The following is a 22,968-nucleotide window of genomic DNA, read 5'->3' as shown; positions in this document are numbered from 1 at the left end:
GCCCTCAACCGCGGTCGCGGGCGTGCAGGCCGTGCACGAGCAGCGCGCGCACCGAGCCGTCGCGCAGGACGTGCGCGGGGTCGAGGTGCTCCTCGGCGAACCCGGCACGGCGCGCCACCGCCCGGCTCGCCGCGTTCTCCGGGTCGATGAGCAGCTCGAGGCGGTCGACCGCGCGCTCCGCGAACGCCCAGGCCACGACGACGCCCAGCGCGTCCGCGGTCCAGCCCCGGCCCCGCGCCCACGGCGCCGTCCAGTAGCCGATCTCGCCGACCACCCCGCGGTCCGGCTCGGGCCGCGCGTGCAGCAGCGCCATGCTGCCCGCCAGCCCCGGCTCGCCCAGGGCCTCGACGGCGAACGCGCGACCGCCCTCGGCGGCGACGTCGTGGACGTGGTGGGCGAGGAACCACTCCGCGTCGGCGTACCGGTAGGGCGAGGGCACCGTCGTGAACCGCTGGATGTCCGGGTCCTGGCAGGCCGCGTGGATCGCGGGGGCGTCGTCGGCCCGCCAGGACCGCAGGCGGGTCCGCACGCCGACGAGCACCGGGGGCTCCTCCATGTCGGCCAGCATGACGAACGCGGGCGGCCGCCGACCCGGGTGATCCACGACCACCGGGCGGGACCGTCCCCGACCGCCCTCCTAGGGTGGGCGGAGTGAAGTTCCCGATCCTGCGCCGCGTGCTCCGGGCGCTCGTCGGGCTCCCGCGGCCCGCCAAGCGCGCCCTCGCCGGCCGTCGCGTCCGGCGTGACGGCCAGGTGCTCGACCTCGACGTGCAGATGATCCTGCGGCTCCTCGCGCTCGCCGCGGCTCCCGGCGAGGACCCACCGCTCACCGACCAGCGCCGGCTCACCGACGAGGCCGCGTCCGGGCTGGCGGAGGTCACCCGCGGGGTCGCGAGCCGGGCGATGTCGATCCCGGTGCCGGTCGGGGTGACCCGGGAGGTCCCCGGAGTCCTCGACGCCCGGCTCTACGAGCCCGACGACCTCGCCGGCGCGACGTCGGGCCTGCTCGTGTTCTTCCACGGGGGCGGCTTCGCGCTGGGCAGCGTCGTCTCCGGCGACCCGCTGTGCCGGGCGCTCGCGCAGCAGGCCGGCGTGCGGGTGCTCTCGGTGGAGTACCGGCTGGCCCCGGAGCACCCGTTCCCGGCGGGCCTGGCCGACGCCGTCGTCGCGCTGCGCTACGCCCTGGACCACCGCGAGGAGTTCCGGGCGGGCGCCGTCGCCGTCGGGGGCGACTCGGCCGGCGCGAACCTCGCGCTCACCTCCGCCCACCAGCTGGCGCGGCGGGGGGAGACGACGGCGGAGTTCGTGCTCGCCCTGTACCCGGTCACCGACGCCGGCCGGTCGGGCGGCTCCCGCGAGCTCTTCGCCGACGGGTTCGGGCTGCGCACCGTCGACGTCGAGTGGTTCGAGGGGCTCTACCTGCCCGAAGGGCTCGACCCCATCCGGCCGACGGCGCTGCTCGACGCGGACGACCTCGGCGTGATGCCCCCGGCCTACGTCGCGACGGCGGGGTTCGACCCCCTGCGCGACGAGGGCGAGGAGCTGGTCGCGGCGCTGCGGGCGGCGGGGGTCCCGACGGTGGCCCGACGCTTCCCCGGCCTCGTCCACGGCTACGCGGGGTTCGCCGGGCTCGTGCCCGCCGCCCGGGACGCGGTGCTGGACGCGGCGTCGGCGCTGCGCGCCGGGATCGCGCTCACCGGCCGGCCGGAGACGGAGCGCGGGGACCTCATGGCGCACGACGGGGTGGCCGCCGACCGCGCGTGACCCGGCTCGGGATGGGTACTTCCGCAGCATGGCGGGACCCGTGAAGGAATCGATCTCCATCGCCGCGCCGGTGTCGACCGTGGTCGGCGTCGTGTCGGACCTGGAGAACCCCGATCGCTGGGCGAACGAGGCGAAGGCCGCCGAGGTCCAGGCGCACGACGCGGACGGTCGGCCCTCGAGCATCAAGGTCACCCTCGGCGCCGTCGGGTTCCGGACGACCGCGACGTACGAGGTGGCCTACACCGACTCGTCGGTGACGCTGACCTGCTCCGGCGACGGCGGGCGGCTGATCCGCTCGAGCGTCATCACCTACGAGGCGGCCGAGTCGGGCGAGGGGACCGAGCTGACGATGACCTCGACGATGGAGGTCACCGTCCCGGTGCCCGAGTGGGGCCTGGAGCGGGCGATGACCCGGTCGGCCCGCAAGAACCTGGAGTCGGTCCGCAAGGACGCCGAAGGTGCCGGAGGCTCGTGAGCGCGCAGCGCACCTACAGCGCGCGCCCCACCGTCCGCCCGCTGAACAGGCAGCCGCCGAGGAAGGTGCCCTCCAGCGACCGGTAGCCGTGCACCCCGCCGCCGCCGAACCCGGCCGCCTCGCCGGCGGCGTACAGCCCGGCCACGGGCTCGCCGTCGACGCCGAGGACCTGCCCGGAGAGGTCGGTGTGCAGCCCGCCGAGGGTCTTGCGGGTCAGCACGTGCAGCTTCACCCCGACCAGCGGACCGGCCGCCGGGTCGAGCAGCCGGTGGGGCGCCGCGACCCGGGTGAGCTTGTCGCCGAGGTAGTTCCGGGCGGAGCGGACCGCCGCGAGCTGCAGGTCCTTGCCGTAGGGGTTGGCCAGCTCGCGGTCGCGCGCGAGGACCTCGCGCTCGACGTCCTCGAACGCCAGGAGCGGTTCCGGGGTCAGGGCGTTCATCCGGTCGACGAGCTCGCGCAGTGTCGACGCGGCGACGAAGTCCGCCCCGCGGCGCTGGAACTCGCCCACCGGTCCCGTCGGCCCGGGCCGCCCGCGCTGCAGGGTCAGGCGGATGTCGCGGCCGGTGAGGTCGGGGTTCTGCTCGGAGCCGGAGAGCGCGAACTCCTTCTCGAGGATGCGCTGCGTGGTGACGAACCAGGTGTGGTCGTGCCCGGTGGTCCGGATGTGCGCGAGCGTGCCGAGCGTGTCGAAGCCGGGGTAGAGCGGGGCGGGGAGCCGGCGCCCGACGGCGTCGAACCACAGCGACGACGGTCCGGGCAGGATGCGGATGCCGTGCAGCGGCCAGACCGGGGAGTGGTTGGCGATGCCCTCGGTGTAGTGCCACATCCGGTCGCGGTGCACCACGGCCCCGCCCGCGGCCTCGGCGATCCCGATCATGCGGCCGTCCACGTGGGCCGGGACGCCGGAGATCATGTGCTCGGGCGGTGTGCCGAGGCGGGCCGGCCAGTACTTGCGCACCGCCTCGTGGTCGCCGCCGATGCCGCCGGAGGTGACGACCACCGCGTCCGCGTCCACCGCGAACGGCTCGACCTCGACCCGCGAGCTCGGCTGGCCCCGGCTGACGCCGCTGGGCTCGAGGACCGCCCCCGCCACCCCGGTGACCGCGCCCGCCGTCGTCGTCACCCGGTCCACGCGGTGGCGGAACCGGATCTCGACGCGGCCGTGCGCCGCCGCGGCCCGGACGCGGCGGGCGAAGGGCTCGACGATGCCGGGGCCCGTGCCCCAGACGATGTGGAAGCGCGGGACGGAGTTCCCGTGGCCGGTGGCCGTGCCCGAGCCGCGCTCGGCCCACCCGACCACGGGGAAGAACGAGATGCCCTGGCCGCGCAGCCAGGACCGCTTCTCCCCGGCTGCCCACTCGACGTAGGCGCGGGCCCAGCGGCGGCCCCACTCGTCGCCGGTGGCGTCGAACTGCGCGGAGCCCTGCCAGTCCGACCAGGCGAGGTCGACCGAGTCGTGGATGCGCAGCCGGCGCTGCTCGGGGGAGTCGACGAGGAAGAGCCCGCCGAACGACCACCAGGCCTGCCCGCCGAAGGACGCCTCGGGCTCCTGGTCGAGCAGGACCACCCGGCGCCCGGCGTCGGCGAGCTCGGCGGTGGCGACGAGCCCGGCGAGCCCGGCTCCCACGACGACGACGTCTGCGCTCACCGGGTCATCCTGCCCGGCGGCCGGGGATCAGGCGTACCCGAGCTTCTTGCTGCAGGTCGGCCAGGCGTTCCAGCCCTGCTCGGCCTGGACCTTCTTGGCCACGGCGATCTGCTCCTCGCGGGTGGCCTCGTCGGGGCTCGAGGCGAACTCCTTGCCCCCGAAGGCCTTCCAGGTCGACGGCGTGAACTGCAGGCCGCCCTTGAAGCCGTTGCCGGTGTCGGCGTCCCAGTTGTTCGTCGACTCGCACTTGGCCAGCCGGTCCCAGGTCGCGTTGCTCTGCGGCGAGTGCACGGTCGGCGCGGCCATCGCGGTGCCGGCCAGCGCCACCGGGGCGGTGACCGTCGCGGCGGCGGCGGCGACCTTGAGGCTGGTGAGCGCGAGGCTGCCCGTGGTCTCGGACAGCGTGCTGGGCTTGCGGTGGCGACCAGGCATGAGGACGGCGGCTCCAAGTCGAGTCGGGGGGCTACTCGGGCCGGAGGTGCTGGGGAGCGGACCGGCGAGGAGGAACCGTAATAGAACCGAGACCTTCCGTCACCTCACGTGACGACGGTGTCGCAGCGTGTCGCGGTGAGTGGCGGCCCGACGGCGACGGGTGGCGATTGGAGCAACGCGCCCGCGCGTGGAGCTAGGCCGAACGGGTCGACGACGGCGCAGGTGGCCGAGACGAGCGGGGCGCGGCGCGGACCTACTGCCGGAAGCCGACGGCCGCCCAGTGCCCCCGGGCCTCCGCGCCGCCCGCCGGGCGCCCCGGCTCGGGGCGCCACTCGTCGGCCCAGACCAGGCCCGGGTCGACGAGGTCCACCCCGGTGAGGAGGGCGGCCACCTCGGCGCGGCTGCGCGGCCGGGGCACCGACCGCGGGTAGGCGGCGGTCTCGGTCTCGATCGCGGTGCCGGTGCGCGGGTCGTCGTCGGTGAAGTGGGAGAGCCCCAGGGCGCTCCCGGGCGCCAGGCGCCGCAGGTAGGCCTCGACGAGCGACGCGGCGTCCTCGCGCACGTGCTGGAGCACGGAGAAGGCGAGCAGTCCCACGGGGCGGCGCAGGTCGAGCAGGCCGGCGACGCCGGGCGCGCTGAGGACGGCGTCGACGTCGGCGATGTCCACCGCGGTGTAGGTGGCCGTCGGGAGCGCGGCCAGGAGGTGCTGGCCGTGCAGCGCGGCGATCGAGTCCACGTCGGTGTAGGCGACGCGGGCGCCGGAGCGGCTCCGCGCGACGACCTCGTGGACGTTGCCCATCGTCGGGACGCCCGAGCCGAGGTCGAGGAACTGGTCGATGCCGGCGGCGAGCAGGAAGCGCACGGCCCGCCGCAGGAACGCGCGGTTCTCCCGGGCGAGCTCGACGACGCCGGGCTGCGAGCACTTGAGGCGGTCGCCGAGCGCGCGGTCGACGGCCCCGTGGGCCGCACCGCCGAGGAGGTAGTCGTACACGCGGGCCGAGCTCGGCTGCTCGAACTCCTCCGGCGTCGCGGCCGGGGCGGCGTCCGAGGGGGCCGGAGTGGCGGCGGGGCGCGTCGCCGGGGTGGGCTCCTCGGTCGGGGCCGTCGTCCCCGGCCGTGCCGTCGATCCGGGCCGTGCGGCCGGTCCGGGCCGGGCCGTCGGTCCGGGCCGGGCCGCCGGCTGGGCGGGCACGGCGGCGAACGTGAGGGGCCCGGGCGCCGCGACCGCCTCGGCCCGTGCCCGGCCAGTCAGCCCGACCGGCGCGACCGACGGGTGCCGGCGCGGCAGTTCCCCCACGCGCGGCACCTCCCCCGAGTCCTGCCGCGCCGCTCCGACCCGGGCGGCGCCGAGGTCAGTAGGGCTTCCGAAACGTCGGCGTGTCAAACGCCCAACCGGATGGACCAGCGCTCCGAGAGCAGTTCGGCTGCGCTCCGTGACCAGATCGGGGTGCTGACGACAGCCCGTCGGACCCGGAGGCCGCCCTGGCGCGGATCACGACACGGACCGTAGTAGATAACGATTTCATCACGAGACGCTCACGCCTGCTGTTGGGAGAGGGTTCCGCCGGAGGTCACGTCGTCGTCGGCAACAGGGACCCCACACCGGCCACCGTCTCGTCCGTGCGCGTCGCGGTCGTGACCGAGTCCTTCCTGCCGCAGGTCAACGGGGTCACCAACTCCGTCCTGCACGTCATCGCCCACCTCCGCCGGCAGGGTCACGAGGCGCTGGTCCTCGCCCCCGGCGCGGGGCCCGATGAGGTCGACGGCGTCCCCGTCGTCCGGGTGCCCGCGCTGGATCTCGCGGTGGTCGACTCGTTGCCGGTCGGGGTCCCGACGCCGGCCGTGCGGGCGACGCTCGAGGAGTACCGGCCCGACGTCGTGCACCTCGCCTCACCGTTCGTCCTCGGCGCCCGGGCGATCACGGCGGCACGCCGGCTCGGGGCGCCGACGGTCGCGGTCTACCAGACCGACGTCGCCGGGTTCGCCGCCTCGTACGGCGTCGGCCTCACCGCGCGGGCGGCCTGGCGCTGGACCCGCCGGCTGCACGCCCGCGCCGACCGCACCCTCGCGCCGTCGGCCTGGGCGGTGCGGGCGCTCGAGTCGCACGGGGTGCCCCGGGTCCACCGGTGGGGCCGCGGCGTCGACACCCTCCGGTTCCGGCCCTCCGCCGAGCACCCCGACGGCGGGCACGCGGCCGCGGCCCTGCGTCGCGAGCTGGCCCCGCGGGGGGAGATGCTCGTCGGGTACGTCGGCCGGCTCGCGGCGGAGAAGCAGGTGGAGCGGCTGGCCGCCCTGGCGGAGCTGCCCGGCGTGCGCGTCGTCGTCGTCGGGGACGGGCCCGCCCGCGAGCGGCTCACCGAGCTGCTGCCCGGCGCCGCGTTCCTCGGCTTCCGCGGCGGCGACGACCTCGCCACCGCCTACGCCGCGCTCGACGCCTTCGTGCACACCGGGCCGTTCGAGACGTTCTGCCAGGCGGTGCAGGAGGCCAAGGCCGCCGGGCTGCCCGTCCTCGCGCCCGACGCGGGTGGCGTCCGCGACCTCGTCGAGCCGGGGGAGACCGGCTGGCTCTACGACGCCTCCTCGCCGGACGCGGGCGCCACCGCGCTGCGCGAGCGGGTCCGGCTCTGGCGCGACGATCCCGCGCTGCGACGGCGGATGGGGCACGCGGCCCGGGCCTCGACGCGCGGCCGCACCTGGCCGGCGGTCTGCGAGGAGCTGCTCGGCCACTACCGGGAGCTCGTCGGGACCGCCGACGATTCACGCGGCGCACACCACCTCGTCACGCGCGGGTCGGCCGCGCGGCGTCCGGGGCCCGTAGACACCGCCGCATGACCAGCACCGAGGTCCTGCTCACGACCCCGGCGAGCCCCGGGGCCACCGCCGACGCCGCTGTACGTCCCGGCCGCTACAGCCTGCTCGTCACCCGCGAGGACGAGCACGTGCGGGCCGCGCAGCGCCTGCGCCACGACGTGTTCGCGATCGAGCAGGGCGCCCGTCTCGCGCCCGGCCGTGCCGCCGAGGAGGGGCGCGACGAGGACGCCTTCGACGCGTTCTGCGACCACGTGATGGTCCGCGACGACCGCGACGGCGCCATCGTCGGCACCTACCGGATGCTGTCCCCGGACGGCGCGACCGCGGCGGGCGGCCTGTACTCCGACACCGAGTTCGACCTGTCCGCCCTCGACGACCTGCGCCCCCGGCTGGTCGAGGTGGGCCGCTCCTGCGTCCACCCCGACCACCGCACCGGCACCGTCCTCTCGCTGGTCTGGGGTGGCATGTGGCGCTACCTGGTGCTCACCGGGCACCGCTGGCTGATCGGGTGCGCCAGCGTCCCGCTCGATGCCGAGGGCGCGCTGCCCGGCTCGGTGTGGTCCCTGGTGACCCGCAAGCACCTCGCTCCCGAGGACCGCCGGGTGGTGCCCCACCGGCCCGCCCCGATCGGGACCGACGGCGCGGGTGGGCCGCGCCGGGCCCGCGTCGAGACCCCGCCGCTGCTGCGCGGCTACCTGCGCCTCGGCGCGCGGATCGGGGGCCCGCCGGCCCTCGACCCCGACTTCGGTGTGGCCGACCTGTTCGTGCTGCTCGACCACACCACCATCGACCCGCGGTGGCGTCGTCACCTGCTCGGGGAGGACGGGTGACCGGCTGGTTCCCCACCTCGCCGTGCGGTCCGGAGTGCCTCCCCGTGGCCGCGCCCGACGCCGGGGTCGTCCGGCTGGGCCGCGTCGTCCGCACGACGCTCCGCCTCGCCGCGCTCGCCGGCGCGGTGGCGGCCGGCGCGATCCTCGCGCCGGCGGCCCCGGTCCTCGGCCTCCGGCGCCTCGAGCGGGCGCAGGCGATCTGGTGCGGGATGCTGCTGGCCGCGGCGGGGGTCCGGGTGGTGGTGACCGGCCCCCGGCCGGCACCCGGCTCGCTCGTCGTCGCCAACCACGTCTCCTGGCTCGACGTCCTCGCCCTCAACCAGCTCGTGCCGGTGCGCATGCTCGCCAAGGCCGAGCTGCGCACGTGGCCGCTGATCGGGCCGATGGCCGCCCGGGCCGGCACCGTGTTCCTCGACCGCGACCGGCTCCGCGCGCTGCCCGACGCGGTCGCGGCGGTGACCGGCGCCCTGGGTGCCGGGGGATGCGTCGGGGTGTTCCCGGAGGGGACGACGCGCTGCGGGCGCGACCTGGCCCGCTTCCGCCCCGCGGCCTTCCAGGCCGCCCTCGACGCCGGGGCGCCGGTGGTCCCCGTGGCGCTGTCCTACGCGGACGCCGACGGCGGCCCCGACGCGGCTCCGGCGTTCGTCGGCGACGACACCCTGGTCGCCTCCCTGGTGCGCGTCGCCGCAGCGCGCGGCACCGTGCTGACGGTCCGGGTGCTGCCCGTCCAGGCGCCGGTGCGCGACGACGACGGCCCGCGGGCGCGGGGACGCCGCGACGCCGCCCGGCGCGCGGCGGCGGCGATCACCGGGGCGCTGCCGGCGCCGGCCGACGACCCCCGGCCGCGGCCCGCCGTGCACCCCGTTCCGGTCCCGACGGCGGCCGTGGGCGCGCTCGTGCCGCTCGCGGGCGTCGAGGTCGACCGTGTCGCCTGACGGGGCCGGGGGCGTCGGGGCGCGCCGCGACCGGCGCGACTGGTCGGACTCCGCGCACTTCGCCGCCCAGTTCGTCCGGTCCCCGGTCGCGACGGCCTCGGTGTGGCCGAGCTCCACCGCGCTCGCCCGGGCGGTCGCCGACGCCGCGCTGTCGGGCTGCTCCCGCCCGGACCCGCTGGTCGTCGAGCTCGGGGCCGGCTCCGGGGCCTTCACCACGGAGCTCGCCCGGCGGCTCGACCGCCGGGCCCGCCACCTCGCCGTCGAGCTGAACCCGGCCCTGGCCCACCGGCTGGCGGAGCGTCTCGACGACGTCGAGGTCGTGCCGGCCGCGGCGGCCGAGCTCCCGACGCTGCTGGCGTTGCGCGGGCTGCCCGGCGCGCGGGGGGTCGACGTGGTGGTCAGCGGGCTCGGCTGGTCGGCGACCCGACCCGGCCGCGACGACTCCCTGCTGCCGGTGATCGCGGCGGCGCTCGCCCCGGACGGGGTCCTCGTGCAGTTCGGCTACACCTTCACCCGCTGGGCCGCCCCGGCGCGGGCGCTCGAGGTCGAGCTCGGGGAGCTGTTCGACGAGGTCACCACCTCGCCCACGGTGTGGCGCAACCTGCCCCCGGCGATCGTCCACCGGGCCGCCCGGCCCCGCGGCTGAGGTCGGGGCGGTCGGCCGGTCCGGCGAGGGGCACATCCGGCATATCGGCCGGCGCTGGGGGATGCGTGGTGTGCTCCTGATCAGCGCGGGTCGTGGGTCGGCCGGACCCGCGCGCAGCAGCACGGCCCGGCACCGGGGAGACGTGCTCCCCGGCACCGGGCCGTGTCCCCCTGGGGTCAGCCGCCGACGGCGGCCGTGGCTGCGGTGACCATCGCCTGCGAGTCGGGCTGCAGGGCGTCGGCGGCGGCGGAGAGCCGGCTCTGGCTCGACGAGGTCGACAGGGTGTCGAGGTCGGCGAGGACCCGGTCGATGGCCGGGACGAGCTCGGCGTCCACCTTCTGCCGCGCGGCGGGCGAGAGGGAGACCGTGGTCGCCGTCGTCCGGAACTGCGCGATGGCGTCGCGGTAGGCCTTGAAGTCGGCCTGCATCGCGTCGAGGTCGCCGCGGTGGGTCTCGAGGTCGGTGGACATCGTGTCGGCCGCGGCACCGACCTGGACGAACCCGGCCATCAGCTGGGCCTGGCCGGCCGAGTCGTCGGCGGCCGGTGCGGCGGGCGCGGCCGGCGCGGAGGGTGCGGCGGGCGCGGCCGGGGACCCGGCGGTGTCGACGGGGGCCGGGGTGGTCGTGGCCTGGACGGACGCGCTGAATGTCGTGGCCAGCACCAGGACCAGGACCGTGGTCGCGATCCCGATGGCGGTGAACACCGCGCCGAGGATCGTGCCGGTGAGCGCCAGGCCCCGGCCGCGCTCGCCGGTGCGGGCGATCTGCTTGCGGGCGACGAGGCCCAGCACGATCGCGACCGGCGAGGCGACGAAGGCCACCACCACCGAGAGCCAGGACAGGGTGTTCAGGGGGGCCTGGGTCGGCGCCCCCGGTGCCCAGCCCGCGGGGCCCTGCGGCATCGGGCCGACGCCGACCGGGGGCGAGGGCGGCGCCGCGAACTCTCCCGGCGGCCACCCGGCGGGCTGGGCCGTGGGTGTGCCGGGCGCGGGGAAGCCGGGAGCCGTGGTCTGGGCGTCCAGCGACGTGTCGACGAGGGGGAGACGGGGGTCGGCCTGCTGGGTCATGGTGATGCTCCTCGTGCGGTGGGGTCCGGCGTCGTGTCGGACCCCCGTACCGTCACGCTTCGTGCAGGGGCTCGCCAAGAGAATCGGACAATTGTCACCCGATTGGCGCAATAGCGGTTACTGAGTGAGATACCACCAGGTCAGCGCGTCGTCCTGCGCCGACGGGGTGTACGGTCCGGCAACCATCGGCGCGTCGGGGTCGACCACCTGCCCCCGGCGCACGAGCCCGAGATGCGGTGCGCCATGGTGTGTCGTGGCCGGTCGGACACCCGTCCCCGGTCACGATGGCCCCGTCGGCCCGAGCGCGGGACCGGCAGGCACCGACCCCACGACCTGTGCAGGTGAGGAGAGGGAGACTGTCATGGCACTCCCGACGTTGACCCCCGAGCAGCGCGAGGCCGCCCAGGCCAAGTCGCGTGAGGCGCGCCAGGCCCGTTCGGCCCTGCTCGCCGGCATCAAGAGCGGAGACGAGTCGATCCCCGCCGTGCTGGACCGCGGCAAGAGCGACCCCATCGCGGGCAAGACCAAGGTCTCGCAGCTCGTCCGCGCCCTGCCCGGCTACGGCCCGGCCAAGGCGGCCGCCGTCCTCGAGCAGGCCGGCATCCCCGAGGACCGTCGCGTGGCGGGCCTCGGCGCCCGGCAGCGCGAGGCGCTCGTCAGCGCCCTGAGCTGAGGCCCCAGGGCCCCGGAACGGCCGACGGCCCGGTCACCTCCTCGTCGTCGAGGAGGTGACCGGGCCGTCGTCGTGCGGAGGCCGTGTCAGTCGAGCCCGGCCGGGAGGCCCTTGCTCACCGACCCGAGGGTCGTGCCGATCGCCCAGGAGCCGAACGACAGCTTGCCGGCCTGCTCGATCGAGGTGTCCCGGTAGATGCCGGTCTTCACGTAGCTGTCCTTGCCCGCGTACATGGTCCCGGAGGGCGGGGCGTAGTCGGCGACCTTCTGCACGCCGTCCTGCCACGCGCTCACGGTCCCGTCCGACGACGAGAACTTCACCTGCAGCGCCAGATGGGTCCACTGCCCGGGCGTCGCGTCCCCCACGACCTTCGAGAACGCGCCCCCGTCGCCGTCCAGGACGAACTTGCCGTTCTGGACCTTGAGCTCCAGCGGCGGCGTGCCCTCGCCGTCGTTCTTGAACTGGGTGATCACCTGCCAGTCGGAGGTGTTCACCGGGAAGTCCGGCGCGAGCTTCACCGAGAAGCCGAAGAAGTACTGGTCGCCCTCCTGCAGCGCCCCGAACTTCGGCTCGACCTCGGCCCGCTTGCCGCCGCCGGGCATGGAGACGTTCAGCAGTCCGCCGGAGACGGCGGGCGACGACGCGCCCACGTTGTTCCAGGGCGTCGACCTGAAGTTCTTCAGCCCGTCCGCGGCGAAGTCGGCCGACCAGAGGGTCTTCCCGCCGTCGCTCGGGGCGGCGGGCGCGGCCGTGTGGGTGGTCGGCGCCGCCGTCGTGGCGTGCGGGGCACCGGTGGCCGCCGTGTGGGGAGTCGCGGTGGCGGTGTGCGCGGCCGGCTGGGAGAGCCCCGCGGGGGCGACCGCGACGTCCGGGCGGACGAGCTCGCCGGTGTCGGCGCGCGGGTCGGCGAGGAACGACGGCCCGGTGCTCGCCGCGGCCACGCTCGCGCCCGTGAGCGCCCCGAACAGCGCCAGCGCCCCGGCGGCCCGCGTCGGGGTCATGAAGCGCGGGTCACGGGGTGCGCGGTGCGAGGTGCGTCGAGCGCCGGCCGGGGCGGCGGGCGGGGGGACGACGGGGCCGGGCGCGCCCGCCGGGGGCGGCGGCGGACCCGGGCGGCGGTGCCGCCGTGCGGCCTCCGTCGGGAAGCCGCCGGTCATCGGCGGGGCCTCGGTCGGGAAGCCGCCGGTCATCGGCGGGGCCTCGGTCGGGAAGCCGCCTGTCACCGGAGCGGCCGACGTCGGGAAACCCCCGGTTACCGGCGCGGGGTGGGCCGGGAGCCCGCCCGTCACGGGCGGCGGGGCGACGGGCGCCCGCCGCGGGGCCGGCGGGGCCTGCGGCGGGACCCGGGTGTCCAGCAGGCCCCCCGTGTCGCCGGTCACCGCGCCCTCGTCGCGCGCGGCCGCGGCGGCGCGGGCGATGGCGGCGAGGTCGAGCGGGGTGGTCGCGGGGTCGTGACGGTGCTTCCCGCGGCCGGGTCGGGGGCCGGTCGCAGGGGCGTCGAAGGCGGCGGGCCAGGAGCCCGTGCGCGGGGTGGCCTCCGGGGAGGACACGCCGGGGCCGGCCCGTCCGGGTCGGGGGGACCCGGAGCGATGTCGAGCCATGGTCGGTCCTTGCTGGTGGCGCCGGGACCCGGTCGAGGGGGAGCGATCCGGTGCCGGGTGGGGCCCGGCGCGTCCACCTGTCCCGCACGCACGGGTCGGGGGCCGGATCCGCCGGGACAGGGGGAGCGCACCGGATCCGGGGTCGGGGTCGTCTCCAACCCCGCCGAGGACCACCGTAGGGGCCCTGATCGAGGGACACCGGGCGGGCGTTCCGGGGCCGGATCCGGCCCAGGTCACGGCTTGGTCACGTCCTCGCTGCTCAGGGCGCCGGAGGTCTCGCCGGACGCGGTGCGCGCCGCTCCGGACGCGGAGGGTGAGTGATGTACGTCACGCTCAAGTTGCTCCGAACGGCTCCCGAGGTGTCGGGGGCGACGTCGGAAGCTCGTCGTCAGGGTCCGTACTGTCGGACCCGCTCCCCATGGGCCGTCGCCCCCCGACCGACGACCGAGACGAGGACCATGCGTTTCTCCAGGCTGCTGCGCGCCCGCCCTCGACGCCCCGGTTCGGACGGCGAGCACGCGCTCCAGGAACAGTGGGGCACCGCCGAGCGGGCCGACCGCTTCTACGACGACCAGGTGTGCGATCGGCTGCTGCCGACGATGACGGACTTCATCGGCGGGATGACGATGATGTTCGTCGCCACCGCCGACCGCCGCGGCGAGTGCGACTCCTCCCTGCGCGCCGGGCCGGAGGGCTTCGTGACCGTGCTCGACGACCGCCACGTCGCCTACCCGGAGTACCGCGGGAACGGCGTCATGGCGAGCCTCGGCAACATCGCGGAGAACCCCCACGTGGGTCTGCTGATGATCGATTTCTCCGAGGCCCTGATCGGGCTGCACGTCAACGGCTCGGCGCGGGTCGTCGCGGACGCGGACCTGCGCCTCGAGTACCCGGAGCTGCCGACCGACGGCGTCCCGGGGCGACGCGCGCAGGTGTGGGTGGTGGTCGAGGTGGAGGAGGCCTACATCCACTGCCGCAAGCACATCCCGCGCCTCGTGCCGGCGGAGCGGAACCGGAGCTGGGGCACCGACGCGGTCAAGGCGAAGGGCGGGGACTACTTCGGCGCCGCGGCGCGCCACGACGAGCCGGTCCGAACCGGGACCGAGGACGAGACCGGGTCGCCCGCCGAGGGCCGTCCGGAGGTCCCCGCCGACCCGGTCGCCGAGCGGACGGGCGCGGGCGCGGCATCCTGAACGGCGTGACCGACGACGAGGACCGCCACGCCTGGAGCCGCCCGGAACCGGAGACCGTCGCGCCCGACGTGCTGCGCGTCCCGCTCCCGCTGCCCTCCGACGCGCTGCGGGCGGTCAACGTCTACGTGCTGCGCGACGGCGACCGGCTCACCCTGGTCGACGGCGGCTGGACCCTGACGGTCTCGCGCGAGCTGCTCGGCCGGGCGCTGGACGGCCTGGGTGCGGTGCCGGGCGACATCGCGCGGTTCCTAGTCACGCACATGCACCGTGACCACTACACGCAGGCGGTCGCGCTGCGCCGCGAGACCGGAGCGCGGGTGGCCCTCGGGGCGGGCGAGCGCGACTCGCTCGAGGAGATGGAGCGGCGCCCGCGGCCCATGACGGCCCAGCAGACGGCGCTGCGGGCGGCCGGCGCGGGGTCGCTCGCCGACGAGCTCGCCGGCCTGCTGCCCGCGAGCGTCCCGGACGACGAGATGGCGGACTACGCCGCGCCCGACCAGTGGCTCGCCGACGGTGAGCGCGTCACGGTCGGCGAGCGCGTGCTGGAGGCGGTCGAGACGCCGGGCCACACCCGCGGGCACCTGGTGTTCGACACCGGCGACGGCCTCGACGCCGGGCCGGGGCTCCTCTTCGCCGGGGACCACGTGCTGCCGCACATCACGCCCTCGATCGGGTTCGAGCCCGCCGCCCGGCCGGGCGCGCTGTCGCGCTTCCTGAGCTCGCTCGCCCGCGTGCGCGAGCGGCCCGACCGGCGGCTGCTGCCCGCCCACGGGCCGGTGCGCCCGAGCGTCCACGCCCGGGTCGACGAGCTCCTGGAGCACCACGCCCACCGGCTCGACGAGATCGAGCGGGTCACGCTGGCCGGCGAGCCGACCGCCGCCGGTGTCGCGGCCGCGCTCACCTGGACGCGGCGCGAGAAGGGCCTGGCCGACCTGGAGCCGTTCCACCGGATGCTGGCCGTCCTGGAGACCGACGCCCACCTCGAGGTACTCGCCGCCCAGAGCCGGGTGGTGCGCGAGCCGGACGCCGAGGGGGTCGCCCGGCACCGTCCGGCCTGACGCGCTCGTCCCCGAGAGGGAGTCGCGACGCGGGGCTATCCTGGAGCGCCGTCCCGGCGTCGCACGACAGTGAACGAAGGTCGTCCTTGTCCCACCCCGCGTCCCCGACAGCGCCGCCCGACGTCGAGCCCGGCTCGGACCCGGTCACGGCCGAGCAGCCCTACGTGACGATGCTCTACGGGCGTCTCGACGCCCGGCGCAAGGAGACCGCCGAGCTCCTCGCCCGGGTGCTGCGCGACGAGACCACCGGCACACCCCAGGCGGTCTCCGAGCGCGACGCCGCCGCCGCGATGTACTCCGAGCAGCTCGCCACGCTCTCCGCGGTCGAAGAGGGCCTGTGCTTCGGCCGGCTCGACGTGGAGCCGGACGCGGTCCTCCCGCCGGGCTCGGCGGACGCCGCGGACCCCGACACCCCCGGCTTCGACCAGCCGGTCGCCTACATCGGCCGGCTCGGGCTGCTCGACGAGGAGCACGACTACGAACCGCTGCTGATCGACTGGCGCGCGCCGGTCGCGCGGCCGTACTACACGGCGACGGCGGCCAACCCGGACGGCGTGCGCCGGCGCCGGCACCTGCGCACCCGCAGCCGCCGGGTCCTCGCGGTCGACGACGAGATCCTCGACCTCGCCGAGGCCGCGGCCGCGGCGGCGAAGCACGACGGCACCCAGCGCCAGGGCCTGACCGGGGAGGCCACCCTGCTCGCGGCGCTGTCCTCCGGGCGCACCGGCCGCATGGGCGACATCGTCGCGACGATCCAGGCCGAGCAGGACCGGGTCATCCGCTCCGGGGTGAACGGGGTGCTCGTCGTCGAGGGCGGGCCCGGCACCGGCAAGACGGCGGTGGCCCTGCACCGCGCGGCCTACCTGCTGTACACCCACCGCCGCCAGCTCGCGAAGCGCGGCGTGCTCGTCGTCGGGCCCAACCCGACCTTCCTGCGCTACATCGAGCAGGTGCTGCCCTCGCTCGGCGAGACCAGCGTGCTGCTCTCGACGGTCGGCGAGCTCTACCCGGGCCTCGCCGCGCAGCGCCACGAGCCCGCCGAGGCCGCCGCCCGCAAGGGCTCGATCGACATGGCCAAGGTGCTCGCCGCGGCGGTCCGGGACCGCCAGGAGCTGCCGCGGGGGACGACCACCCTCGTCGTCGACGGGGAGCGCGTCGAGATCGACCGCGACGTCGTCGCGCAGGCCCGCACCCGCGCCCGCCGCACCCGCCGGCCCCACAACGACGCCAAGCGCACGTTCGTCCGCGAGGCCATCGACATCCTGGCCCGCCGCGAGCGTGACCGGATCTCCCGCGAGGGCAGCCACCCGGAGGTCGCGCAGGACGACCGGAAGCTGCTGGACCGCGGCGACCTCGCCGACATCCGCGCCGCGATGCGCGAGGACGAGGACCTGCTCGCCGCGCTGGACGCGCTGTGGCCGACGCTGACGCCCCCGCAGCTGCTCGCCGACCTCTACACCGACCCGAAGCGGATCAGCGCCGCCACCCGCGGCTGGACCGACGCCGACCGGGCGCTGCTGCGCCGCGACGCACCGCCCGCGACGACCCCGGACCGGGGCCTGCTCGACCCGCACTGGTGGACCCCCGCCGACGCGGTGCTGCTCGACGAGGCCGCGGAGCTGCTCGGGGAGGACGACACCGCCGAGCGGGAGCGGGCCGAGCGCAAGCGGGAGGCCGACGAGGCCTACGCCGCCGGTGTCCTGGAGATCCTCGCGATGGAGGAGGACTGGGACCCCGAGCTGCTGCGCCCGACCGACGTCGTCGACGCCTCGGTCCTGGCCGACCGCAGCCGCGAGGCCAACTACGCCTCGGCGGCCGAGCGGGCCGCCGAGGACCGGACCTGGACCTTCGGCCACGTCATCGTCGACGAGGCCCAGGAGCTCTCGCCGATGGCGTGGCGGGTGCTCATGCGCCGCTGCCCGAGCCGCTCGATGACCCTGGTCGGCGACGTCGCGCAGACCGGGGCGCGCGACGGGGCCGGCTCGTGGCACGAGGTGCTCTCGCCCTACGTCGCGGCGCGGTGGCGGCGCGAGGCCCTCACCGTGAACTACCGGACCCCCGCCGAGATCGCCGAGGTCGCGGCCGACGTCCTCGCCGTCATCGACCCGGCCCAGACCCCGCCCGAGTCGGTGCGCGAGTCGGGGATCCCGCCGCGCGCGGTGGGCGTCGCGGATTCCGCGCTCGACCACCAGGTCGCGACGACGACCCGCGCGGTCGCCGACGACGTCGTCGACGCCGAGGGCAACGGCCGGGTCGCCGTCCTCGCTCCCGCCGCCCGGGTGGACGCGCTGCGCGACCGGCTGGCGGCCGACGGCCTGCCCGTCGGCGGGACCGGGCAGGACACCGCGGCGGTCGACGAGCGCGGCGCGGCGGACCTCGAGGTCGCGGTGGTGGTCTCGACGGTCGCCGACGCCAAGGGCCTGGAGTTCGACGCGGTCGTCCTCGTCGACCCGTCCGGGATCGTCGAGGAGTCCCCGCGCGGGCTCAACGACCTCTACGTCGCGCTCACCCGCGCCACCCGGTCGCTCGACGTGGTCCACCCGGACCGGCTGCCCACCGTGCTGGGCCGCCTCGCCGGGTAGCCCCGCGCTCCCCCGTCGGGCAGATCGTCCCCAACGAGTCGGTAACGGTCCGCGTCCGCGGTCCGACTCCGTCGTTGACCGGAAGTGAACCCGGGATCCGGGTGCCGTCATCGGCAGACACGGCGCCCGTCCCTGGGGGAGAATCGATTCGGGACGAGGTCCCGGGCTGCAGACGGGACCCGCCGGAGGCGCGCCCCGGGAGCGAGGGGGTGGCCGGTGAGCACGACCGATGCCGGGCCGCCCACCGTCGTCGGGGGCCGCTACACCGTCGGGGACCTCATCGGCCGCGGCGGCGCCGCGGACGTCTACCGGGCCCGCGACGAGCTCCTCGGCCGGGACGTCGCGATCAAGATGTTCGGCGCGGGGGGCGAGGTCGTCGCCGCGGCGAACGCCCAGGCCGCGGGGAACGCCGACGCCGAGGGCCCGGAGGAGCCGGCCGCGCCGCCGACCGCCGAGGGGGCCGAGGGCGAGGCCCCCGAGGCCGAGGCCGGTGGTCGCTACGGCCGCGGCACGGGCGGCACCCCGCGCCCGGCCGCGCCGCCCGCGGAGCTCGTCGGGGATCTCGAGGAGGGCTCCGACGCGCGCAACCGCCGCGAGGTGCTCACCCTCGCGGCGATGTCGCACCCCGGCCTGGTCACCGTCTACGACGTGGGGGACGACCACGGCCGCGCCTACTTCGTCATGCAGCTCATCGAGGGCGACACCCTCGCGCAGCGCATCCGCCGGGGGCCGCTGCCGCTCGGCGACGTGATCGCGCTCGGCGCCGCGCTGGCCGACGCCCTGGCCTACGTGCACCGCCGCGGCGTGGTGCACCGCGACGTCAAGCCGGGCAACGTGCTCCTCGACGCCGACGGCCGCGCCCACCTGTCGGACTTCGGCATCGCCGCGGTCCGCGACGCGGCGCCCGTCACCGCGGCCGGCATGGTCATCGGCACCGCGTCCTACCTCAGCCCCGAGCAGGTGCGCGGGGAGGCGGTGACGCCCGCCGTCGACATCTACGCGCTGGGCCTGGTGCTCATCGAGTGCGTCACCGGGCGCCGCGAGTACCCGGGCAACGCCCTCGAGGCCGCGGTCGCCCGCCTGCACCGGCGCCCGGTGGTCCCGGTCGGGCTGCCCGAGTCCCTGCGGACCCTGCTCGTCGCGATGACCGCGGACGACCCGGAGGCCCGCCCGGACGCCGACGAGGTCCTCGCGGCCACCCGCGCGGTGTCCCGCGAGGTCGGCCTCGACGCCGAGACCGTGCTCTCCCCGGCCCTCATGGCCGCGCCCACCGGCGCCTTCCCGACGAGTGCCGTGCCCGGACAGGGCTCCGCGGTGCCGGGTCCCCCGTCGCCGACCGGCTCCTCGGCCACCACGGGGGCGTACGCCGAGACCCCCTCGGGCGGGCCGCCACGGCCGGCCCGGCGCCGGCGCGGTCTCCTGGTCGCGGCCGGGGTGGCGCTGGCCGCCGTCCTCATCGCGGGCTCCGCGATCGCCTACACCCTCGTCCGGGGCGCCTCGTCCAGCACGCCGCTCCCGCCGCCGCCCCCCACCTCGGTGCCCGCGATCCCGGCGCCGCCGGCCGCGGCCGTCGTGCCCACCACCGAGGAGGCGGAGCCGGTGCGCTCCACCCGCTTCCGGGCACCGGTCCGCACGCGGGCACGGCTCACGACGACGACGCCCGCGCCCGTCGCGCCCACCTCGGCGCCGCCCGCGGTGGTGACGACGACCCCGGCGCCGGTGGTCGCGCCGCCGCCGGTGGTGGTCACCACGACGCCGACCGGGCGTTCCGAGCCCAGCTCGCCCACCTCGACGACCTCGGCCGCGCAGCAGCTCGTCGCCGCACCCTGAGCGCGGTCGCTCAGCCCAGCGGGCGCGTCGCGGCCTCGACCGAGAGGGCCGGCCCGCTCGGCAGCAGCCCGACGACGGCCTGGGGGACCTCGGAGAACGTCCGGCCCAGCCCGAGGGCCTCCGCGGTCGCGGCGTCCGGCACCCCGGACACCGAGCCCGTCGCCGACACCACCACCAGCGCCCCCGCACCCGCGCCGACCGTCCGCACCGCCGCCCCGGTGCCGGGCAATGAGACCCGGTCGACCCGGTCGCCGGACCCGTCGGCCTGGCGCAACGCCGTGCTCGGCGCGGGCGGCTGGGCCGGGACCGTCACCGTGGCGGCGCCCGTCCCGCTGAGGTCGGCGCACGCGGTCGGCGCCCGGTCGGGGGGCAGTGGGACCGGCGCCGGATCGGGGAAGGCACTCGCGTCGATCGCGCGGGACAGCGGCGGCGCGGCGACCTGGGCGGGGGAGACGGTCGGGATCGGCACCCCGGACCGCGCCGGGTCGTCGAGGCGGATGACCCGGGCCAGCAGCTCCGGGACCACCTCGACCCCGTCGGGCAGCACGAGCAGGTAGGTGTCGGGCCGACCCGGTCCGACGACCCGCACCACACCCCCCGCCCGCTCGCCGGCGAGGTCGACCGGGACCGGGGCGCCGCGCCCGGGCACGGCGGGCGGCGTGATCGGCGGCGCCTCGGGCAGGGCGGCGAGGAAGCCGCTGCTGGCCGGCCGCGGCAGCAGGCCACCGAGGCCGAGGGCCTCGACGACGGCCGGGCGCGACACGTCCAGCCGCGCCCGGACCCCGTCGTGCACCAGCCAGGTCCGGCCCGCCCGGTCGACGACGACGAGGCCCTCCCCGGGCACCAGCGGGCGCCCGGGCGGCGCGGCCGCGCCGGCGACGGTCGTCGTGGTCCGCGGCCGGGTCCAGGCCACGCCGGGGGCGGGGTCGGGCGCGGTGGTGTCGCAGACCGACCACACCGCGGGGCCGGGCTGGTCGGGCGGCGGCAGCGCGGGGGCGTCGACGATGCCGACCGGCCGGGCCCGGGGCGCGGCGTCGAGGGTGTCGTCGGCGACCTCGACCGGGTCGGCCGCGGCGGGGGCGCCCGCGAGCGCCGCGGCGACGAGGCGGGCCGAGGCGAGGTTCGGGACGCCGATCAGCCGGTCCGGGTCGTGCGCGACCGCGGCGAGGGCGCCCGAGTGGGCCGCCACGACGATCGCGGCGGAGCGCCAGTCGGCCGGGCGGTCCACGACCCCGACGACGGCCGCGGCCCCCAGCGCGAGGGCGGCGAGGAAGCCCCCGGCGACGGTGGCGCGGGTGTGGCCGCGCAGCGGGTCGACCCGGGGCGCCGGGTCCCGGCGCACCAGCGCGGACGCGACCCGGCGGGCGGTGAAGCGCTGCGCGACGACCTGCCCGGCGGTGGCGGCGCGCCGCCCCGGTGCGTCCGGACCGGCGTCGGGGCTCCGGTCGGGGCGCGGGACGGTCATGGTGCATCGATCGTGGCACAGCGCCGGGCCCGGCGGCCCCCGTTCGGGGTGGGCCGCCGCGAGGGGCGCCGGAGGCAGGCTGCGAGCCCGGTCGAGCCGCCGCACGTGCTCCTGATCACCGGACGCCGGACCCGCGCCCGACCCCCTCAGCGGGGCGGGCGGGGCGAGATGCGCAGGTGGATCGAGGCGTGGACGGCCTCGGCGCCGGCGTCGTCGCGGATCGCGACCTCCACCGTCACGTCCTCCTTGTCCGGGCCGAACGCGGGCGGCGTGGCGAACGCGGCGTCCGCGGTCACCGAGGTCTTGGCCGTGGCGAGGTAGCGGACGTCCATGCCGATCGGGATCCAGCGGTGGGTCGCCGGCACCGCCGCCTCGGCGAGCACCCCCATCGCGTACTCGGCCAGGTTGCACGAGGCGATCGCGTGCACGGTGCCGAGGTGGTTGTGGGTCAGCCACCAGTTCGCCATCCGCACCCGGCTGTGCTTCTCGTCGAGCTCGAGGATCACCGGGGCGGCGGTGAGGAAGTAGGGCGCCCGCAGCCAGACCGCGCCGCTGACGAGCAGGCGGCCGGGCAGCGTGCCGGAGAAGCGGTTCCACGAGGACAGCACAGCGCTCATGCCGACCAACCTACTCATGGGTAACCCACGGCGTACACAGCTCGGTCGGGCAGGGTCCGCTCCCGATGCCCGTCCTGTCCGCCCGCCGCCTGCGCCGCACACCCCTCCGCGGGCGGGTCGTCGCCGCTGCCGTCGCCGTGCTCGTCGTCGTGCTCGCCACCGGGGCGGCGGACGCCCCGGCCGCGCCGCTCGTCCCGGGCGCTCCCGGGGATCCGTCGGCGCTCGCCGCGACGCCGCCGATGGGCATCAACGACTGGAACGCCGTGGGCTGCACCGACGCGTTCGACGAGGCCTGGGTGCGGGAGCAGGCGGACGCCCTCGTGCGGACCGGGCTGCGCGACGTCGGCTACCGCTTCGTCAACCTCGACGACTGCTGGGCCGCCCCGCAGCGGGACGCCGCGGGCCGGCTCGTGCCCGACCCGGTCCGCTTCCCGCACGGCATCGCCGCCCTCGCGGACTACGTGCACGCCCGCGGTCTGCGCCTGGGGCTCTACACGAGCGCGGGCACCCTGACCTGCGACGCCCGCGGGTTCCCGGCCTCGCTGGGGCACGAGACCGCCGACGCCGCGTCGTTCGCCGCGTGGGGCGTCGACTACGTCAAGGAGGACGACTGCTACACCGCCGGCACCGACGCCGTCGCGCGGTACACGACGATGGCCCGCGCCCTGCGCGCGACCGGCCGCCCCATGGTCCTCGCGGTCTGCGACAAGGGGAACTCCGCGCCGTGGCTCTGGGCGCCCGGCGTCGCCCAGCTCTGGCGGACCACGCACGACGTCGCCGACGACTGGGCCTCGGTCGCCGACATCATCCGGCGCGACGTCGCCGTGGCGGGCCGCGCCGGAGCGCCCCCGGGCGGCGGGTGGAACGACCCGGACATGCTCGAGGTGGGCAACGGGCCGGGGGCGTCGGTCACGGGTGACGGCACGGTCGACGTGGGGCTGACCCCCGCCGAGCAGGCCACCCAGATGGCCGTCTGGTCGATGCTGGCCGCGCCGCTGCTCGTGGGGACCGACGTGGCGCACGCGTCGCCGGCCACGCTCGCCCTGCTCGGCGACCGGGCGCTCGTCGCGATCGACCAGGACCCGGCGGCCCGCATGCCGGCGGTCGAGCTCGACGACGCCACCGGTCGGCTGGTCCTGCGTCGCGGCCTGTCCGACGGGTCGACCGCGGTGTCGGTCACCGCGCTCGACGACCACCCCGTGACGGTGCCGGCGGGGGTCGCGGGCCGCGACCTGGTGGGTGGCGGACCGGTCGGACCCGGTGCGCCCGTCGCGGCGCACGCGACCGTCGTGTTGCGCACGAGGTGATCGTCCGGACCAGCACCGATTCCGCTGTTCGGAA

General features: G+C 77.0%; 20 protein-coding genes. 12 read left to right on the top strand and 8 right to left on the bottom strand.

Going from position 1 to position 22,968, the window contains the following annotated elements; genetic code table 11:
* Positions 1–4: 4 nt before the first annotated feature.
* A complete protein-coding gene (locus HH311_RS05805; protein WP_169182528.1) occupies positions 5–556 on the bottom strand; it encodes a GNAT family N-acetyltransferase in 552 nt (183 codons plus the stop codon).
* A 95-nt stretch (positions 557–651) separates the two neighbouring features.
* Between HH311_RS05805 and HH311_RS05800 the strand changes: the two genes are divergently transcribed.
* Complete coding sequence (locus HH311_RS05800) at positions 652–1,764, top strand: alpha/beta hydrolase (protein ID WP_169182527.1); 1,113 nt, start codon at positions 652–654, stop codon at positions 1,762–1,764.
* 40 nt (positions 1,765–1,804) lie between these two features.
* Positions 1,805–2,239, top strand: coding sequence for an SRPBCC family protein (locus HH311_RS05795; RefSeq protein WP_169182526.1), 435 nt, complete (start codon positions 1,805–1,807; stop codon positions 2,237–2,239).
* Positions 2,240–2,252: 13 nt separating this feature from the next.
* Here HH311_RS05795 and HH311_RS05790 read toward each other — a convergent pair whose 3' ends face one another.
* From HH311_RS05790 to HH311_RS05780, 3 genes are all read right to left on the bottom strand, one after another.
* Positions 2,253–3,887, bottom strand: a complete 1,635-nt coding sequence (locus HH311_RS05790; RefSeq protein WP_169182525.1) for an FAD-binding dehydrogenase — start codon at positions 3,885–3,887, stop codon at positions 2,253–2,255.
* 27 nt (positions 3,888–3,914) lie between these two features.
* Complete coding sequence (locus HH311_RS05785; protein ID WP_169182524.1) at positions 3,915–4,319, bottom strand: transglycosylase family protein; 405 nt, start codon at positions 4,317–4,319, stop codon at positions 3,915–3,917.
* Between the two features lie 253 nt (positions 4,320–4,572).
* Positions 4,573–5,616 (bottom strand): SAM-dependent methyltransferase, encoded by a 1,044-nt coding sequence (locus HH311_RS05780; RefSeq protein WP_169182523.1) that lies wholly within the window; start codon positions 5,614–5,616, stop codon positions 4,573–4,575.
* A gap of 323 nt (positions 5,617–5,939) precedes the next feature.
* Here HH311_RS05780 and HH311_RS05775 point away from each other — a divergent pair, with 323 nt between their 5' ends.
* From HH311_RS05775 to HH311_RS05760, 4 genes are read left to right on the top strand one after another with little or no spacing between them, the layout of a single operon-like run.
* A complete protein-coding gene (locus tag HH311_RS05775; RefSeq protein WP_169182522.1) occupies positions 5,940–7,151 on the top strand; it encodes a glycosyltransferase family 1 protein in 1,212 nt (403 codons plus the stop codon).
* Complete coding sequence (locus HH311_RS05770; RefSeq protein WP_169182521.1) at positions 7,148–7,960, top strand: GNAT family N-acetyltransferase; 813 nt, start codon at positions 7,148–7,150, stop codon at positions 7,958–7,960. The genes HH311_RS05775 and HH311_RS05770 overlap by 4 nt, the downstream gene beginning before the upstream one ends.
* Complete coding sequence (locus HH311_RS05765) at positions 7,957–8,895, top strand: 1-acyl-sn-glycerol-3-phosphate acyltransferase (protein ID WP_169182520.1); 939 nt, start codon at positions 7,957–7,959, stop codon at positions 8,893–8,895. The genes HH311_RS05770 and HH311_RS05765 overlap by 4 nt, the downstream gene beginning before the upstream one ends.
* Positions 8,885–9,541, top strand: coding sequence for a class I SAM-dependent methyltransferase (locus tag HH311_RS05760; RefSeq protein ID WP_169182519.1), 657 nt, complete (start codon positions 8,885–8,887; stop codon positions 9,539–9,541). The genes HH311_RS05765 and HH311_RS05760 overlap by 11 nt, the downstream gene beginning before the upstream one ends.
* Before the next feature lie 176 nt (positions 9,542–9,717).
* On the opposite strand, the gene HH311_RS05755 is transcribed toward HH311_RS05760, so the two are convergent.
* Entirely contained in the window at positions 9,718–10,608 is an 891-nt protein-coding gene (locus HH311_RS05755) for a DUF4190 domain-containing protein (protein WP_169182518.1), read from the bottom strand.
* A gap of 361 nt (positions 10,609–10,969) precedes the next feature.
* Here HH311_RS05755 and mihF point away from each other — a divergent pair, with 361 nt between their 5' ends.
* Entirely contained in the window at positions 10,970–11,281 is a 312-nt protein-coding gene (mihF, locus tag HH311_RS05750) for an integration host factor, actinobacterial type (RefSeq protein ID WP_169182517.1), read from the top strand.
* 86 nt (positions 11,282–11,367) lie between these two features.
* Here the strand turns inward: mihF and HH311_RS05745 are convergent, their stop codons facing one another.
* Complete coding sequence (locus tag HH311_RS05745; RefSeq protein WP_169182516.1) at positions 11,368–12,882, bottom strand: heparin lyase I family protein; 1,515 nt, start codon at positions 12,880–12,882, stop codon at positions 11,368–11,370.
* A gap of 458 nt (positions 12,883–13,340) precedes the next feature.
* Between HH311_RS05745 and HH311_RS05740 the strand changes: the two genes are divergently transcribed.
* The 4 genes from HH311_RS05740 to HH311_RS05725 all read left to right on the top strand — a co-directional run bounded on the left by HH311_RS05740 (position 13,341) and on the right by HH311_RS05725 (position 19,545).
* Positions 13,341–14,075, top strand: a complete 735-nt coding sequence (locus HH311_RS05740) for a pyridoxamine 5'-phosphate oxidase family protein (protein ID WP_248292014.1) — start codon at positions 13,341–13,343, stop codon at positions 14,073–14,075.
* A 5-nt stretch (positions 14,076–14,080) separates the two neighbouring features.
* Positions 14,081–15,133 (top strand): MBL fold metallo-hydrolase, encoded by a 1,053-nt coding sequence (locus HH311_RS05735; RefSeq protein ID WP_312029963.1) that lies wholly within the window; start codon positions 14,081–14,083, stop codon positions 15,131–15,133.
* A 170-nt stretch (positions 15,134–15,303) separates the two neighbouring features.
* Positions 15,304–17,715, top strand: a complete 2,412-nt coding sequence (locus HH311_RS05730; protein WP_211189743.1) for a UvrD-helicase domain-containing protein — start codon at positions 15,304–15,306, stop codon at positions 17,713–17,715.
* Between the two features lie 216 nt (positions 17,716–17,931).
* Positions 17,932–19,545: a serine/threonine-protein kinase gene (locus HH311_RS05725; protein ID WP_169182514.1), complete on the top strand. Its 1,614-nt coding sequence runs from the start codon at positions 17,932–17,934 to the stop codon at positions 19,543–19,545.
* 10 nt (positions 19,546–19,555) lie between these two features.
* Here the strand turns inward: HH311_RS05725 and eccB are convergent, their stop codons facing one another.
* The gene (eccB, locus tag HH311_RS05720; protein WP_169182513.1) at positions 19,556–21,010 is read right to left on the bottom strand and encodes a type VII secretion protein EccB; all 1,455 of its coding nucleotides are present in this window, start codon (positions 21,008–21,010) and stop codon (positions 19,556–19,558) included.
* Between the two features lie 146 nt (positions 21,011–21,156).
* Complete coding sequence (locus HH311_RS05715; protein ID WP_169182512.1) at positions 21,157–21,627, bottom strand: hotdog fold domain-containing protein; 471 nt, start codon at positions 21,625–21,627, stop codon at positions 21,157–21,159.
* 65 nt (positions 21,628–21,692) lie between these two features.
* On the opposite strand from HH311_RS05715, the gene HH311_RS05710 reads away from it, so the two are divergent.
* Complete coding sequence (locus HH311_RS05710) at positions 21,693–22,934, top strand: glycoside hydrolase family 27 protein (RefSeq protein WP_169182511.1); 1,242 nt, start codon at positions 21,693–21,695, stop codon at positions 22,932–22,934.
* Positions 22,935–22,968: the final 34 nt, after the last annotated feature.

This window comes from Actinomycetospora sp. TBRC 11914 (assembly GCF_012933465.1).
Taxonomy (GTDB): Bacteria; Actinomycetota; Actinomycetes; order Mycobacteriales; family Pseudonocardiaceae; genus Actinomycetospora.
This window is presented reverse-complemented; position numbering and strand designations above follow the sequence as displayed.

Coding starts and splice junctions, on each gene's coding strand:
- HH311_RS05805 (WP_169182528.1), bottom strand. CDS start 556: ATGGAGGAGCCCCCGGTGCTCGTCGGCGTGCGGACCCGCCTGCGGTCC.
- HH311_RS05785 (WP_169182524.1), bottom strand. CDS start 4,319: ATGCCTGGTCGCCACCGCAAGCCCAGCACGCTGTCCGAGACCACGGGC.
- HH311_RS05770 (WP_169182521.1), top strand. CDS start 7,148: ATGACCAGCACCGAGGTCCTGCTCACGACCCCGGCGAGCCCCGGGGCC.
- HH311_RS05755 (WP_169182518.1), bottom strand. CDS start 10,608: ATGACCCAGCAGGCCGACCCCCGTCTCCCCCTCGTCGACACGTCGCTG.
- mihF (WP_169182517.1), top strand. CDS start 10,970: ATGGCACTCCCGACGTTGACCCCCGAGCAGCGCGAGGCCGCCCAGGCC.
- HH311_RS05745 (WP_169182516.1), bottom strand. CDS start 12,882: ATGGCTCGACATCGCTCCGGGTCCCCCCGACCCGGACGGGCCGGCCCC.
- HH311_RS05740 (WP_248292014.1), top strand. CDS start 13,341: ATGCGTTTCTCCAGGCTGCTGCGCGCCCGCCCTCGACGCCCCGGTTCG.
- HH311_RS05730 (WP_211189743.1), top strand. CDS start 15,304: ATGCTCTACGGGCGTCTCGACGCCCGGCGCAAGGAGACCGCCGAGCTC.
- eccB (WP_169182513.1), bottom strand. CDS start 21,010: ATGACCGTCCCGCGCCCCGACCGGAGCCCCGACGCCGGTCCGGACGCA.
- HH311_RS05715 (WP_169182512.1), bottom strand. CDS start 21,627: ATGAGCGCTGTGCTGTCCTCGTGGAACCGCTTCTCCGGCACGCTGCCC.
- HH311_RS05710 (WP_169182511.1), top strand. CDS start 21,693: ATGCCCGTCCTGTCCGCCCGCCGCCTGCGCCGCACACCCCTCCGCGGG.